We start from the raw sequence: 16085 nt of genomic DNA on the forward strand, positions 1-16085 counted from the left end.
CTGTTGGATATAAAGTTAAAATACTAAAAAATGCCCTGCAGGAGATTGAAAAGGTCAAAAAAGTTGCTTTTTTAGGCCGGATAGTTGTACCCCTGCCCGCCGGTAATCCCCAATTTTGGAGGGCTATCAAACCGTATTCGTATGACCACGTTATTCACGCCCGAACAAATACAGCAGTACCACCGGGACGGGTACATCATCGTAAAAAACCTCGTGTCCCCACCGGAAACCGATCTCTTGTACAAAACAGCGCTGGAAGACGATGCCATGCGCAAGAACGCGCTTGACCTGAATGACCAGACGGGCAAAAAAACAAAGCTGTCTCTCTGGTTCACGCCGGGGAACGACGTATTCGGCTACCTCACGCGCAGCGAAAGGGTAGTAGGCCGGGCCGCGCAGCTGCTTGACAGTACGGCGCCCGTTTGCCATTTCCATTCCAAGCTCATGCAAAAGGAACCGAAGGTGGGCGGCGCCTGGGAGTGGCACCAGGACTATGGTTACTGGTACAAGAACCAGTTCATGTTCCCTGACCAGCTCATCTCCGTCATGGTGGCATTAACGGAAGCCAACAAACAGAACGGGTGTTTGCAGGTGTTGAAAGGATCGCACAAAATGGGCAGGGTCAACCATGGCTTTGCGGGAGAGCAGGTAGGGGCGGACATGGTGATGGTGAACAATGCGCTGCAAACCATGGAGCTGGTGTACGTGGAAATAGCGCCCGGCGATGCGGTGTTCTTTCACAGCAACATCCTGCACCGCTCGGAAGCCAACCTGTCTGACCGCCCGCGCTGGTCCGTGATCTCTTGCTACAACGCACAATCCAACCTTGCCTATAACGAAACCTCCACGGCATGGAAAGAACCGGTGCAGATAGTGCCTGATGAAGCGCTGCTGCAGTGGGAAGCGGCCCCGTTGTCTGGCGCGGACTTCCTGAAAAAAGAAAATGACCCGGCGCTGAAGGAAACCGGGTGGGAGAATGATGTGGAGGTGAAATAGCAAGGGCGCCAGGTGCGGATATTTTTCCCGGAGGGAACGGAAGGCCACAGGTAAGCGGCGCTCCGTTCCCTTTTTTCATTGCTAGTAGGTATACTCCGGCGGCGTAATGCCATGGCACCGCAGGTACACCACCGCCTGCGCGCGGTGATGGGTAACATGGTCAAGCGTAGCGTGGAACCCCTGTACGGCGGCATCCGTTGCTTTCAGCCCTTTGAGCGTTTTCTCAAGACCGTTAAAGGCTTTAAGCAGGCCGGCCGTTACCTCTTTTTTGTTCAGCCCGGTAACGGGCGGATCCCAGGATGTTTCCGTACCCAGTATAAAATTATCTTTCCACCAGTCTATGCCATACCCGATATGGCTCAGCTGTTCACCAAAGTTCCAGCCTCCGCCTTCGGGCTTAAAAGTATAGCCGTTGGCGGGCATAGCCTCGGCCACAGCCAGTGTGTAGTCCCTGCACTTTTCCAGTGTGCTTAACAATTGTTCTTTCATAAAAAACTGAATTATGTTGGGACAAAAGTAGCGGCGGGCGCAGGGAAGCACTTTAGGAATCTTGCTCTTTTGATGCGCATCAGGCCGTTAGCTGCCGGTAGCGCGCGGGGGAGTGCCCGGCATGCGCGGCAAAGGCGGCGGAGAAATGGTCTGGGCTATTGAAACCGGAGGCAAAGGCAATGTCTGCCACAGGGCTGGCGGTGGTTTTCAGCAGCAGCTCCGCATTTTTCAACCGTACGGAAAGCAGGAAGCTGTGGGGAGAACAGCCGGTGAAGGTCTTGAATATCCTGCTGAAATGGAAAGGGCTCACGCAGCATGCGGCCGCAATGTCTGTCAGCGAAATATCGTCCGGGAAGTGTTCCAGTATGTAAGCCTTGGCCTGTTCAACGGTGCCGAGGTGGTTCCTTTTCAGCCGCCGCCCCAGCGGGTCAGGCCCTTCCGGCATCAGTGCGCCCAGTGTTCTTTCCACAATTTCCAGCACCAGCGTATCCGTTTGCAGCCGTTCCGCGCGCCCGGAAAGCAGCAGGTGCAGCAGGCGGTGGTGCAGGTATTCGGTTGCCGGGCTGGTGCCGGTCTGCAGGGAGTGAAGGTCGTTATCCGTAAAGAAACGGTTGTTGCCGTAATGCACCCGCGTTTGCCGGTAAAACTCCGCGGGAAACTCCACAATGGTGCATTCATCCGGTACCTGGTGGGTGTGCGTTACGGTATGTTCATATCCCGGTTTGGTGATGAGCACGCGGCCCGTGTGCGCATCAAAGGAGTTCCTGAAAACATTGAACAGAAAATTGCCTTTCCTCACAAAGCTGATGCAGAAAGCGTCCGCATACTCGGGCTTTGATGTGGCGCATTGGGTGCAGCGGCATTTGAAGTCCAGCACACGGTAAAAACCGGAGGTATACAATGTGGCAATATCTGCTTCCATGGCCATCTTTTTTGTAAAGGAACGTCAGGGGAGTGACAGCGTATTGTCAGGAGGGGAATTAAAAAGACAGTTTTAGCCGGGCAAGGTAGGCAGTACTTCACTGAACTGCTGTTTCAGTACCGGCAGGTCGTTTTTCGCTATTTCCCATACCAGGTGAAAGTTAACGGAAAAGTACTCATGAATTGAAATATTCCTGAAACCCCTGATAGGCTTCCAGGCTATTTCCGGATGTAATCAGTCCTTTCATATATTAGTACCTTATCCTTGTCAATGAAAGGTTTTACGTGTGGAGAAAGACCTTCAGTGGTAACAAGGTCCACTTTTTTATGCAGCAAGTCATCCAGATCGGATTGATACAAGAAAAACTTCATGCCTATGGGACGGGAATGGTCCAGTTCCACCAGAATATCAATATCGCTTTGCGAACCTGCATCACCACGGGCCATAGAGCCAAACAGGTAAGCCTTCTTCACAGGTATCCCCGCAAAGTACTGTTGAAGTCGCAACCTATCAGCTATTGACAGTTTCATGCCATAAAATTAATCAATTTCGGTCTATAAAACGGATCGGGTGCTAAATATTATATAGATTTTGTATTTGTGGCTGCCCCCTCCACAAAACGCCGCAATATTTCCAGCGTGCCTCTCCAGTAAAAGTCCACATGCCGGAATATGGCCTCTGTGGGAAAATTGCTGAGTGTCAGCGTCAGTAGCGTGTGTTCATGCTGTGGCGTTAGTGCAAATGCAAGAATGGTGCGGCTTTCAGGTACGTCCGGCAGGCGGGAGAGGGAACTGAGGTAATCATACTTCAACAGGCTTTCCGGTTCAAATTGAAGCACTGTGCCTTTGTTCTCGAAGGCGAGGTGGTGGAAGCCGCTGATGGTGACAGGCTGCCCCACCTGCCAGTTTGTTGCCACGGTGATGTTCATCTCCGGTCCGCCCATCCATTGCCGCACCAGCGCGGGATCTGTCAATGCGTTCCATACCTGGCGCGGGGCGGCGTTGATGATAACTGCCTTTTCGATCTGTTGTACCATTTTCATCTCTTTTCCTGCGGTGTAGCCCGCAACAAGTTACATCATTTTGGGTGCCATTTTGTCCCGCCAGGAACGAAAACTTAACATTTGTTAAAATCGCGGAGCACATGTCGTGATTGGCCTGCTTTTAGTGGCACAGGCCATTATGGCAAAGCAAACCGGGCTCATCAAATTCACCAAGCGGGTAGGAGACCTGATTGGTTACCGCGTAGGCAAGGAGTATTACCTCCGCTCCATGCCAGCTGAGGTGCGGCAAAGCCCCCGCACAAAGATCAGCGCGCGTTATTTTGGCAAGGCCAGCATGCTGGGCGCCGCCATGCGGCATGCCGCGTACCGCCTGCTGGACATGCCGGGAGAAATGGGGCTGGGCAACCGCCTGAACAGGGCGCTCCTGGGCGTACTGTGGCAAGACGACCTGCACCATTCCAAAACGTTCATTCCGCAAAACTTCCGCGGCCTGAAGGGATTCAGCTTCAACCAGCATACTACGCTGGACCAGGTGCTGACGGTCATCCCTGCGGTAACCCCGGATTTTTACGGCAATCTGCACGTTACTATCCCGGCGATGTCTGTCTACACCGGTAACCCTGTGGCCACGCACCTGCGCATCAGAGCGGTGGGCGTGTTCCTGCAGCCGGGTTTTACGGAAGCTGCGGCAACAGCGTCTGAACCGGTACTGGTAGACGTTAGCCGGCCGTCATCCGCGTTCACGCTGGTGGTGCCTGCACAAAAAGGCGCCTTATGTACCGTCATCCTTGAAGTAATGTGCTGCAAGCGGGAAAATGGCCGGATGGTCATGCTGATGAACAGGAAGTATTCCGCGGCGGAGGTGATTGCGGTGCTGACCGGGAAGAAGGAACCGAAGGAGCACAGTCACGCAGCGCAGCCTGAGCAGGAAGCATGGGCCGGGCGCGGGGCGCTTCCGCTGGTTCCTGGACTGGTCATCAATTTCCCGCAACGGGAATAGCGCCTGCCACTTTCAGCCGTTTCCGTTTATTTTACCGTTAGTTTTCCCACTTCTGCCCACGCAGAGCGCCTCCCCATGCTCTTTCCCCTCATTTTTTCGCTATTTTACGCCTTTGCACGGTACATTTTCTGCTACATGCAATGGAAATGTCCCATTTTCCATAATGAGAGGCCGCATTTTTGCCTCATGTACCCGCAACACGGCATCTTCACACCCCTTCCACACCATTTCCGCATCAAGTCCACCTACCGTTCGCTTTTCCTTCGCTTTCCCCGGCCTGTTCCTTCCTGTTTCATCCCATGATGGCATGATGAAGGTTTCATGAAGGCCAGGCCAATCAAGGGTGAAACGCTATGAACGGCCGCCGGTTTTCTGGAGGTACCCGGCCAACTGGTCAAACTGTGAACTGAACCCGCGCTGCATGTCTTCGCGGATGGAGTGGAAACCGTCTACTTCCTCAGCCGTGCCGTTCACCGGTTTGCCGGTGATGAGGATACGGGTTTTCCCGTTCTCTTCGCTGAACACAAGCCGGTAAGCGATCTCCTGCGGCAGCGGAACATCGAACGGGGCCTTTACCACATTGGCCTGCTCATCCGCAAACGCGTTGGTAAATTCAAGCAGGTCATACGGTTCTATTTTCTCAAACTTCAGCCTGCCGTAGGCTACCTGTGACCCGAAATCCATCTTGAAGTGGAATATGCCGCCGGGCCTGAAATCCAGCGTGATGGTGCTGTTGCGGCTTTCTGCCGGGCCCCACCATTCATTCATGGCTTCCGCGGTGGCAAAGGCGTTAAACACCATTTCCTTCGGGGCGTTGAACTCATACGTCAGCATGAAGTCCGCCCGGGCGCTTGTTTGTGCGTGTTTCATTTTTTGGGTTTTTGTGATCGTACTTTGGCCAGATATTTATCCAGTGATTTGAACTGTTGTGTCCAGAACTGCCGGCAGTGGTCCACCCAGTCTGCCACTTCATTCAATTTCTCCAGCTGCGCTTCGCAAAACCTTTCCCGGCCTTGCCTTTTGATAACGATCAGCCCGCATTCGGCCAGGATCTTCACATGCAGTGAAACCGCCTGCCGGCTTACGTCGAATTGCTCCGATATGGTATTCACGTTAAGAGGCTGCCGGGAGAGCATGGCGATGATCTGCCGCCGCGTAGGGTCGGCAATGGCCTGAAAAACATCTCGTCTGGATTCCATTTATGCAAGTATTTACTTGCAAATATATGAGCAAGCATTTACTTGCGCAAATTTTTTTTGTGATGTACCGGGGCGGTGCTGCAACTGCTACGCCGTTACAAAAAGCCGCTTAATACAAGATCACCGTTTTACCGATGGCCTTGCCGCTTTCCTGCAGCCGGTGGGCTTCTTTCAGGGTATTGGCCGTGAGGCCGTGGAGGGTGGTGCTGAGGGTGGTGACCAGCGTGCCGTTATCCAGCAGGTTGGCCACCTGGTTGAGAATCTTGTGCTGCTCCTGCATGTCTTCCGTCTGGAAGCTGCTGCGGGTGTACATCAGCTCCCAGCTGAAGGTAACGCTCTTGCTTTTCAGCTTGTTCAGCGCAACGGGGGTGGAGGAGCCGGTGATGGACACAATGTGCCCTTGCGGTTTGATGAGGTCTGCCATGGCGTCCCAATAGGCGTTGGTATCTACAAAGTCGAGAATAAAGTCTGTGTACGGGAAACCCGCATTGCGCACTGCTTCCACCAGGTGGCGGTGGTCCACCACCACATCCGCGCCCATTTTTTTGCACCAGGCCACGGTTTCGGGCCGGGAGGCGGTGGCTATTACGGTGAGGCCCGCTATCTTTTTAGCGATCTGTATGGCAATGGAGCCTACGCCGCCCGCGCCGCCGAGAATGAGCACGCTTTTTCCCCTGTCTTTTTCATGGAGGCGGATGCGGTCAAAGAGGGCTTCCCAGGCGGTGAGCGCCGTAAGGGGCATGGCAGCCGCTTCCGCGTCGGAGAGGCGGCGGGGCCTGCGGCCAACAATGCGTTCATCTACCAGCTGGTATTCTGCGTTGCTGCCGCTGCGGGTAATGTCTCCGGCGTAAAATACTTCGTCCCCTTTTTTGAACAGGGATGCTTCACTGCCGGTGGCTTCTACTATGCCCACCGCGTCCCAGCCAATGATCTTGGGCGTTTCCAGCACTGTATCTTTGGCGCTGTTCTGCCGTATCTTGAAATCAACGGGGTTTACGCTGATGGCCTTTATTTTCACCAGCAGGTCCCTGCCCGCGGGAGCGGGTATATCTGTCTCAAATTCAATAAAGCTGTCTTTTTCCGTAATGGGCAGCGATGTCCTAAAACCTATGGCTTTCATTGTCGGGTGTCTTTTGCGTAAGATACTGTTTTTACATGACGATGCGGCGCGCTCGCTCGGAGCGCTGCATCGCCGCGGCTCCCGGAGTGGTAAGGCTGGCGGTGTTTTCCGTGTATGCCTGTACGTAGTGCCTATTGTTTCTCCAGCATGGGGAACAGCCGCCTGATATCTTCTTCCGTAGACCACGCGGCGCGCTCGGCTGGCGGTGTTTTCCGTGTATGCCTGTACGTAGTGCCTACTCCTTCTTCAGCATGGGGAACAGCCGCCTGATCTCTTCTTCCGTGGGCCGCGCGCCATATTCGCATAACTCAAACGCTTCCGCATATTTTGCGGCGCCTGCCTGCGCGGGGCCGTACCACTTTTCCAGCCCGCTCCTGATGGCGGGAGGAATGGACGGCCACCGTGTGTTCCTGATCCATGCTTTCCGTTCCTCTTTACCGGCGGGGATGGCGCCTTTGTAGCCGGATACCCAGGGCAGCCATTCATAGAACTGTGATGCGTGCGCGTCCAGCGCGTCCACTTTTTTATCTATCACCGCGGTAATATCTATGCATACATCCGGCTGAAAGATGGAGGGTTTGGTGAAATGGTCCTGGAAATACAGGAACACGGGGTTTTTGGTGAGGGGAGGGGTATCCGGCGCAATGTTGGGCACCATGACCATAAAGGCGGCGTCCTGCACCAGTATGCCGGTATAGCGGTGGTCAGGGTGGTAATCTACCGGCCGGTGGGAGATCACCACGTCCGCGTTCCAGGCGCGTATCTGCCGGATAAGGGCCAGGCGGATGTTGAGCGTGGGCTCCAGTTCCCCGTCGTGATTGTCCATCACTTCATACGTAATGCCCAGGCGTTTGGCGGCTTCCGCGGCTTCCGCCCTGCGGCGTTTGGCCAATGCGCCGCCGCCCTGTTCCATATGCCCCGCATCGCCGTTGGTCACTGAAATGAATTTTACGGCATGGCCCATTTGGGCAAACAGCGCCGCCGTGCCGCCGCTTTTGATGTCGCAATCATCCGGGTGCGCGCCGATCATGACAATACGCAGCGGCGCCTGTTGCGCGGCGGCGGCATACAGGCACCAGCTTAAAAGGATAGTACAGAACAGGTGTTTCATCTTTCTTTTTTTTATGATACACCGCCGGTGTGGAGCATTGCACAGGGTCATTCCGCGCGGGGCGGTATATGGTAAAATAAGAAATATGGGTGGAAAAAAATAACCGGGCGCCAGTGGTGCGGATAGTTTCCGTAATATGGCGGATGATGCTAAAGACTCATTAAAAATTAGCTAAATGCTTCATGAAAACGTAAAATAATCCATCTTTTTCATGGAATCCGCTATTTAATATTTTGCCGTATGAAAGTAGGTTTGAACTGCTGATTTAGCCAGGTATCGGAACATGAGAAGATCATCGTTTTTCCACGGCAAAAGTAGAACTTAAACAAATCTCCTATCACCTGTAGAACGTGCCGGAGCTTTCACGAACATAATTATTCAGATCTTAAAATCTCGTTATGAAATGATCAATTCCTCTTTTGCTTTTAAGCACATGGATGCTGCCAGCTTGATTCAACCAAATAAACCAAAACGTTAAACTAGTTATGATGAAAAACGCTATACTCATTTTTACATGGGTATTTTCCCTTTTGTTTTTCGAAAATGCAATGTCCCAGACCAAGGTAGTCAAAGGCAGGGTAACTGATGGAAAGGAACCTTTGCCCGGCGTAAGCGTAAAGATCAAGAATACGAATACGGGTACCATTACCAATGTGAACGGGGAATTTTCGATCAATGCATCAGGGAACGATATCCTGGTATTGTCTTTCATAGGGTATACCTCCAAAGAAGTGCCGGTAGGCGGAAAATCCTTTATCAGCGAAACGCTGGCGGAGGGAGACAGCCAGCTGGGCGAAGTGGTGGTAGTGGGCTACGGCGTGCAGAAAAAGGCCACGGTAACGGGCGCTATTTCCACGGTAAAGGGTGAAGACCTCGTGAAAGCCCCGGTGGCGGGCATCAGTAACGCCCTCATCGGCATGGCGCCTGGCCTGCAGGCCGTGCAGAACTCCGGTGAGTTCGGGAACGACAAGGCCACCATTTACATCCGCGGCATGGCCACGCTCAACGGCAGCGGCAGAAACCCCCTCATTATGGTAGACGGGGTGGTACGTGAAACGTACAACAACCTCGACCCCAACGAAATTGAATCTATCAACATCCTGAAAGACGCTTCCGCCACTGCGGTTTTCGGGGTACGCGGCGCTAACGGCGCTATTATCATTACTACCAAACAAGGTAAAATAGGCAAGCCGCAGGTTAGCGTAAGCAGCAACCTGGCGGCCATTCAGCCTACCATTCTGCCGGAGCTGCTGGGCTCTTATGACTATGCCATGCTGCACAACGAGGCCGCCCGCAATTCAGGGGTGGCGCCCCGGTTCACGGAAGAAGACATCCGCCTCTACCAAACGGGTGAAGATCCCATCTTCCACCCCAGCAAGAACTGGATAGACGAGATGATCAAACCCTTTTCTTTCCAGCAGAACTACAATGCAAACGTTTCCGGCGGTACGGAAAAGCTGCGGTACTTCACCTCTCTCGGCTATTTCAGCCAGAGCGGGGGTTATCACCAGCCGGAGCAAGGCTTCGGTTTCCCGTACAAGCATAAATACGACAAGTATAACATCCGGATGAACTTCGATTTCAACCCGGTAAAAGACCTCACCATTTCCGTGCGGCTGGGCAACCAGATCACCAACAACCACATCCCCAACGGCGGCGCCTGGGGCGCGTTTGACAAGGCGGCCAACCTGCCGCCCATGACCAGCCCGGGTTTTGTGGAAGGGAAATACATCGAGAAAATACTGGGCCTGCCCTCCGGCGTGCCCAACTACAACCCCTGGGGACAAGCCGGCCCCACCAGCACCGGCGGCGCGTTCGTTACGGAAGATTATTCCAGCACGCTCAATACCAATCTGGTGATCAACTATGACCTGGGGCGTTTTGTAAAAGGCCTGTCTGTACGGGCTACCGGCGCGTATGACAGTTATTACATGAAAAGCGCCACCCGCCGGAAATACTTCCCGGCGTACACCATCATGAAAGACCCGGACAACCCGGCCGGGTACATCATGTACCAAAGTTCCGACACCGGCCCGTTCTACGGGTTGAGCGAAAGCATTTCAGACGGCAACAAATGGCGCAAGATGTATACCGAAGCGGCTATTGACTACAAGCGCTCTTTCGGCAAACACAACGTAACGGCGCTTGCGCTGGGCAACTTCGAATATGCTTATTACCCCAACATGCAATTCAAGCTGCCTACCGGCTACCTGGGTGCGGTGGGGCGCGTAACATATGACTATGCCAACCGTTACATGGCCGAGATCAACGGCGGCTACAACGGTTCCGAGAACTTCATGGAAGGCAAGCGTTTCGGTTTCTTCCCCGCGTTCTCCCTGGGCTGGACGGTTACGGAAGAGCCCTGGATGCCGAAGAACAAGGTGCTCACCTTCCTGAAATTCAGAGGTTCTTATGGTGAAGTGGGGAACGACAAGATTGGCGGCAAACGCTACCTCTACCTGGACGGCCCCTATTACCTCACCAACGGAGATTTTCAGGCCGTGGTATTCGGAGAAGCGGGCAGCAACATGGCCCGCTACAACATGTACCGCGAGGGTGACCTGGGCAACCCGGATGTGACCTGGGAAAGGGCCCGTAAAATGGACGTGGGCGCTGAAATGCGCTTCTTCTCGGACCGCCTCACTTTCATTGGTGACTACTTTACTGAAAAACGCGATAACATCTTGTGGACGCTCAACACCGTTCCTGAACTGGTGTCTGCCGTACTGCCCGCCGCCAACATCGGCAAGGTGGAAAACAAAGGCTATGAGCTGGAACTGGGCTGGAAAGACCGTGTGGGCAAACTGGACTATTGGGTGAAAGGCGCTTACTCCGTTGCCCAGAACAAGATCATTTACCAGGATGAGCCTACCAACCTGCCGCATGAATACCTGCGGCGTACCGGCCGCCCCCTGAGCCAGTACTTCGGCCTCATCTTCGAAGGTTTCTACAATACACAGGAAGAAATAGACGACCCCAGGCGCCCCAAATCAGATTGGGAAGGCGCGGGCCTCAAGCCGGGAGATATGAAATACAAAGACCTGAACGGGGATGGCCGCATCACCGTGAACGACATGGGCCCCGTAGGCTACTCCAACTGGCCGGAGGTAACGTACAGCGTATCTGCCGGGGCCGCCTGGAAAGGGTTTGACATTTCCATGCTGTTCCAGGGAACAGACAGGGTATCTGTGAGCTTCTCCTCCGCCGCTGCCTATCCGTTCACGTCAGAGTGGGGCTCCGCCCAAAAATGGCACCTGGAGCGGTGGACGCCCGAACGCTACGCCGCCGGTGAAAAGATCAGCTTCCCCCGCGTAGAGCTGTCTCCAGACAAACAGCACAACTACCAGCCCTCCAGCTTCTGGATACAGGACGCTTCTTACGTGCGCCTCAAGAACCTGGAACTGGGTTACCGCTTCAGCTCAAAGGCGCTGCAACGCATCGGTTTAAAGTCCATGCGCGTGTACATGAGCGGCAACAACCTCATTACCTGGAGCAATATGAAATACGCCAAGGATCCTGATGCGCGCGAGCTGTGGGGGAGGGTATATCCTTCCATGCGGGTGTATAACGGCGGCGTAAACTTTCAATTTTAACGAACCTGAACTTACTTGATATGCGAAGGAATGTATTTTTAAAAGGCAGCCTGGTAGCGGTACTGGCCCTGGTGTTCACGGCCTGCAAAAAACTGGAGAAACCGGTGAGCAGCGAGGTCACCATCAAAGAGGTGTTTGGCGCCAAAGACAAAACGGAGCAGTTCCTCTGGAACGTGTACAGTACCTGTTCCATTTTCGAGTTCCCGTATTACTGGGCGTCTAACAGCAACGGGTATTACCACTACGGCGCTACCTACACCATACTGGCCGCCGCCTGCGATGAGGCGGACGCCTACGCCAACTACACCGGCGCGGAAGCCTTCAACAAAGGCAACTGGGGCCCGTCAGATATTTACTGGTACGAGTTCCGCAGCGAATATTGCTACAAAGGCATCCGCAATGCCAACATCTTCATAGAGAACGTAGACCAGTCTCCTTTCTCGGACCAGGAAAAGGCCGCCATGAAAGCGGAGGCCATCTTCCTGCGCGCGCTCATGCACTTTGACCTGATGCAGCGCCTGGGCGGCATTGCCATTGTGGATAAAGTGCTGAAAGTAACGTCTGCGGAAGATGTACCTGAAGTGACCATCCCCCGCAGCACCTTTGCGGAAACGGTAGACTTCATTGTAAAAAGCTGTGATGACGCGGCCAAGGCGCTGCCCAACGGGTATGACAGCCGGTTCCGCGGCCGCATCGTAAAAGGCGCCGCGCTGGCCCTCAAGGCCAGAACGCTGCTGTACGCCGCCAGCCCGCTCTACAACTCCGCTGAAACGTACGTGCCGGTATCAGACCCCGCGCTGCGCGCCATGGTAGGTTATACTGACGGGTACAAGGAAGACCGCTGGCGCCTGGCCGCTGAGGCCAGCAAGGCGGTGCTTGACTGGGCCAGCGCTGAAAGCGGCTGGTGCGGCCTGTACCGCGGGAAAGACAATGCCGTGGACCGTTACGAAGAGATCTTCATCAATCCCAACAATAACGAGATCATCCTGGACGCCGGTTTGATGGGCAACAACACCAACAACTACTTTGTGCGTTTCCTGACGCCGGGCATGGTGGTATATACCGGCACGGACCCCGTGAACGTGGGCATCACCTTCAACTTCACCAAATTCTACCAGAAGGCGGACGGTACGGAACAGACCTGGGACGAAACGCCCGGCGTGGCCTACCCCTACGCGCAGTACCAGCAGAAGCTGGGCGAGCTGGAGCCGCGTTTCCAGGCCTCCGTGTTCCAGTCGGGCACCGAATGGTCTCGCGGTACGGGTACCCGCTATCATTTCTTTGAACATGCCGCCCGCCAGCTGGACCGCTACAACGGCGTAGGTTTCCTGCGCAAGTTCGTAAAAGGGGTGTACAACGCTTCCAGCCCCGCCCCGCGCTGGATCACCTTCCGCCTGGCGGAGTTCTACCTCAATTATGCCGAAGCGCTGAACGAAAGCAATGGTTCCGCCTCTGAAATTACCTGGGCGCTCAACGAAGTGCGCGGCCGGGTAGACATGCCGGGCATTGCCTATACCAACCAGGCAGACATGCGTACAAAAATACGCCGGGAAAGGGGGGTAGAGCTGGCCTTTGAACAGCACCGCTACTTTGACGTACGCCGCTGGAAAATAGCAGGGGAGGAAGGCGTGATGAAAGGCGGCATGTGGGGCCTCAAGCTGGCCGGCGGCGCCAACCCTACCTATACGCTGCAGAAGTTTGAAGACAGGGCCTGGGAAGATAAAATGTATCTGTACCCCTTCCGCGTAAGCGAGACCAACCTGGGGTACATTGTGCAGAACCCCGGATGGTAAGGCCTTTGCAAAAACATCAATTGTTTTTATTCAACAACCACGATCATGAAAGTTCAACCGCATAAACATATACTTCCAGCCGCCGCGCTGCTGCTTTCCCTGGCCGCATGGCCGGGTACGGCCGCCGCACAGTCCGCCCCCCCGGTGCAGGACTCGCTGCAACGGCTGGCATACGGCTCCCAGCCTAAAGACCAGGTGACCGTTTCCGCCGCTTCCGTTAGCGGCGCGGAACTGCGCAAAACGCATACCGCCAGCCTTTCCAACGCCCTCATTGGCCGCCTGCCCGGCCTGGCCATTATGAACAACGGCGGGGAACCGGGCTTTGACGACCCGGATGTGTTCATCCGCGGCCGCCACACCACCGGCAACAACGGGCAGCTGGTACTGGTAGACGGCATCCAGATCAACAGCCTCAGCTACCTTTCCGTAGATGAAATTGAAAGCGTTACCGTGCTGAAAGACGCGGCCGCCCTGGCCCTCTACGGCGCCAGGGGCGCCAACGGCGTTTTGCTGGTCACCACGCGCAGGGGTCGCGCCAGTGACAAGGTGAACATCACCTTCAACGCCCGCTACGGCTTCCAGACACCTACCATGATACCGAAGCTGGCCGGCTCTTATGACTATGCCAGGCTGCACAACGAAGCCCGCCAGAACGACGGGCTGGCGCCGCTCTACACCCAGCAAGACCTGGACGGCTACCGTGCCGGTACAGACCCTTACCTCTACCCGGATGTAAGCTGGTACGATGAGATATTGGGCAAAAGCTCCCCCCTGCATGATTACAGCCTCACCTTTGACGGCGGCGGAGAATCGGCCAAATATTTTGTGATGCTGGGGTATATGAACAACCAGGGCCTTTACAAGGGTACAGACGGGAAGAACAACGCCAACATCCAGTTCCAGCGTGTCAACTTCAGGGCCAACGTAGACCTGAACATCACCAAAAGCCTCACCGTACAGGTAGGCCTCGGCGGTAACCTGCAAGACAGGAAGTTCCCGCCCATCAGCACGGCCAATGCATGGAACAATATGGTGACCTATGCGCCCAACCTGTACCCGGTGAGAACGCCTGACGGCAAGATCACGGGCACCGCCAACTACCCCAACAACCCGGTAGGCTACCTGCTGGAGAAAGGGTACCAGAGCCGCCACGACCGTAACATACAGTCTACCGCGCGCATCACCCAGCGGCTGGACGTGATCACCAAAGGCCTCGAAATTTTCGGCGCCATGATGTTTGATAACGAGTTCAATGGCCGGTACGACAAGCTGCGCAACTACGCCTATTACGAGCCCATCCGCACCACCGGCCCGGACGGGCTGCCGCAGGTGAACTTTGTGGAACGCGGGCTGAATACGGACCTGACCGTTACCACCGGCAACGATTACGAGAACAACCGCATCATCTTCAACGGCGGCCTCAACTACAACCGCCGCTTTAACCAGCACGGGCTGGGCGCCATGGTGATGTTCCAGCGGGATAAATACACCGTGCTCAACAACCAGAGCCCCTTTACCATGGAGAACCTGGCCGGCAGAATATCTTATGACTACGCGCAGAAGTACCTGGCGGAACTGTCTTTCTCCTACAGCGGCCTGGAAGCCTTTCCTCCCGGCCACCGCTTCGGGTTTTTCCCGGCGCTGTCTGCGGGCTGGCTGCTGCATAAGGAAGATTTCCTGCGGAACAGCCGCGTGATCAACTACCTTAAGCTGCGCGCTTCCGCCGGGCTGGTGGGCAATGACAAGGGCGCTACCCGCTTTGCCTACAACCAGTACTGGGGAGAACAGTCCAGCCAGGGTTATTACTTCGGCACCGGCACGTCTTTCTCTCCCGCATTTGTGCAGCTGGCCCTGGCCAACCCCAACATTACCTGGGAAAAAAGCATGATCTACAACGTAGGCGCGGATGCGGCCTTTGTGAACAATAAACTCAGCCTCTCGGTAGACGTGTTCCGCGAGAACCGGTACGACATACTGGTGAACATGGGCAACGTAATGCCCGGCCTGTCTGGCATAGCCTCCATGGCCGTGGAAAACAGGGGCAAGGTGCTCAACTACGGCACGGAAGTGTCTGCCACCTACAAAGACAAGGCGGGCAGCGTGAACTACTTTGCCGGCGGCCAGTTCTCCTTTGCCCGCAACAAGGTAACGGCGGCGTACGACGTGCCCCGCAAGGAAGCCTACGCCTCCCGGCAGGACCAGCCCGTAGGCCAGTACTTCGGCCTGGAAGCCCTCGGTTTCTTCAAGAACGAGAGCGACATTGCTTCCAGTCCCACGCAAACTTTCTCTAACGTACGCCCCGGCGATATCAAGTATAAAGACCAGAATAACGACGGCATTATTGACATCAACGACGAAGTGCCCCTGGGCCGCCACAGCTACCCGGAGATCAACTTCTCGCTGAATGCCGGCGTGGAGTACAAAGGCTTCAGCCTGGAGCTGTTCTTCCAGGGCATGGCCAACAGGACCGTTTATCTGGACGGCTACCTGTTCCAGCCATTCGCCAACGGCGCCAACATTACGGACTGGTACATGGACAACCGCTGGACGCCCGAGCGGCACGCCGTGGCCACCGCGCCGCGCCTCACTACGGAGCCTAACCTCAACAACTACCGTGCGTCAGACTTCTGGTTCCGCTCCGGCTCTTTCCTGCGCCTGCGCAACGTAGAGCTGGGCTATACCTTCCCCAAGCAGGTGCTCCGCAGGCTGCACATGCAGCACCTGCGCATATTTGTGAGCGGCCTCAACCTGCTGAGCTGGGATAACCTGGACGTGAAGATAGACCCGGAAACCCTCAGCGTAGGTTACCCGGTACTCAAAACATACACAACAGGTTTAAGCGTCAATTTCTAGAACCGT

The 16085-nt window shown here is 55.1% G+C and carries 14 protein-coding genes; 5 read left to right on the plus strand and 9 right to left on the minus strand.

Going from position 1 to position 16085, the window contains the following annotated elements:
* Positions 1–141: 141 nt before the first annotated feature.
* Positions 142–996 carry a phytanoyl-CoA dioxygenase family protein gene (locus D3A97_RS15570; protein ID WP_119079388.1) on the plus strand — a complete coding sequence of 285 codons (855 nt, stop codon included), beginning with the start codon at positions 142–144 and terminating at the stop codon, positions 994–996.
* An 81-nt stretch (positions 997–1077) separates the two neighbouring features.
* On the opposite strand, the gene D3A97_RS15575 is transcribed toward D3A97_RS15570, so the two are convergent.
* From D3A97_RS15575 to D3A97_RS15595, 5 genes are all read right to left on the minus strand, one after another.
* On the minus strand, positions 1078–1485 hold the full coding sequence (locus D3A97_RS15575; RefSeq protein ID WP_119079389.1) for a DinB family protein: 408 nt from the start codon (positions 1483–1485) through the stop codon (positions 1078–1080).
* A gap of 79 nt (positions 1486–1564) precedes the next feature.
* Entirely contained in the window at positions 1565–2407 is an 843-nt protein-coding gene (locus tag D3A97_RS15580; RefSeq protein WP_119079594.1) for a helix-turn-helix domain-containing protein, read from the minus strand.
* Positions 2408–2479: 72 nt separating this feature from the next.
* Entirely contained in the window at positions 2480–2629 is a 150-nt protein-coding gene (locus D3A97_RS25360) for a HepT-like ribonuclease domain-containing protein (protein WP_119079595.1), read from the minus strand.
* Positions 2626–2937 carry a nucleotidyltransferase family protein gene (locus D3A97_RS15590; protein WP_119079390.1) on the minus strand — a complete coding sequence of 104 codons (312 nt, stop codon included), beginning with the start codon at positions 2935–2937 and terminating at the stop codon, positions 2626–2628. The genes D3A97_RS25360 and D3A97_RS15590 overlap by 4 nt, the downstream gene beginning before the upstream one ends.
* Positions 2938–2987: 50 nt before the next feature.
* Complete coding sequence (locus D3A97_RS15595) at positions 2988–3443, minus strand: SRPBCC family protein (protein WP_232825979.1); 456 nt, start codon at positions 3441–3443, stop codon at positions 2988–2990.
* A gap of 145 nt (positions 3444–3588) precedes the next feature.
* Here D3A97_RS15595 and D3A97_RS15600 point away from each other — a divergent pair, with 145 nt between their 5' ends.
* A complete protein-coding gene (locus tag D3A97_RS15600) occupies positions 3589–4410 on the plus strand; it encodes a hypothetical protein (protein ID WP_157986576.1) in 822 nt (273 codons plus the stop codon).
* 351 nt (positions 4411–4761) lie between these two features.
* On the opposite strand, the gene D3A97_RS15605 is transcribed toward D3A97_RS15600, so the two are convergent.
* The 4 genes from D3A97_RS15605 to D3A97_RS15620 form a co-directional block, all read right to left on the minus strand.
* On the minus strand, positions 4762–5280 hold the full coding sequence (locus tag D3A97_RS15605) for an SRPBCC family protein (RefSeq protein ID WP_119079393.1): 519 nt from the start codon (positions 5278–5280) through the stop codon (positions 4762–4764).
* On the minus strand, positions 5277–5609 hold the full coding sequence (locus D3A97_RS15610) for an ArsR/SmtB family transcription factor (protein WP_119079394.1): 333 nt from the start codon (positions 5607–5609) through the stop codon (positions 5277–5279). Before D3A97_RS15610 ends, D3A97_RS15605 begins: the two co-directional genes overlap by 4 nt.
* A 109-nt stretch (positions 5610–5718) precedes the next feature.
* Positions 5719–6729, minus strand: coding sequence for a zinc-binding alcohol dehydrogenase family protein (locus D3A97_RS15615; RefSeq protein WP_119079395.1), 1011 nt, complete (start codon positions 6727–6729; stop codon positions 5719–5721).
* Between the two features lie 235 nt (positions 6730–6964).
* Positions 6965–7840, minus strand: a complete 876-nt coding sequence (locus tag D3A97_RS15620; protein ID WP_119079596.1) for a PIG-L deacetylase family protein — start codon at positions 7838–7840, stop codon at positions 6965–6967.
* Between the two features lie 548 nt (positions 7841–8388).
* Here D3A97_RS15620 and D3A97_RS15625 point away from each other — a divergent pair.
* From D3A97_RS15625 to D3A97_RS15635, 3 genes are read left to right on the plus strand one after another with little or no spacing between them, the layout of a single operon-like run.
* A complete protein-coding gene (locus D3A97_RS15625) occupies positions 8389–11433 on the plus strand; it encodes a SusC/RagA family TonB-linked outer membrane protein (protein ID WP_232825980.1) in 3045 nt (1014 codons plus the stop codon).
* Between the two features lie 20 nt (positions 11434–11453).
* The gene (locus D3A97_RS15630; RefSeq protein ID WP_119079397.1) at positions 11454–13226 is read left to right on the plus strand and encodes a RagB/SusD family nutrient uptake outer membrane protein; all 1773 of its coding nucleotides are present in this window, start codon (positions 11454–11456) and stop codon (positions 13224–13226) included.
* Between the two features lie 45 nt (positions 13227–13271).
* On the plus strand, positions 13272–16079 hold the full coding sequence (locus D3A97_RS15635) for a SusC/RagA family TonB-linked outer membrane protein (RefSeq protein ID WP_119079398.1): 2808 nt from the start codon (positions 13272–13274) through the stop codon (positions 16077–16079).
* The last annotated feature ends 6 nt before the right edge of the window (positions 16080–16085 follow it).

Origin of the sequence: Chitinophaga alhagiae, assembly GCF_003568665.1 — a bacterium.
In the GTDB taxonomy this organism is placed as follows: domain Bacteria; phylum Bacteroidota; class Bacteroidia; order Chitinophagales; family Chitinophagaceae; genus Chitinophaga; species Chitinophaga alhagiae.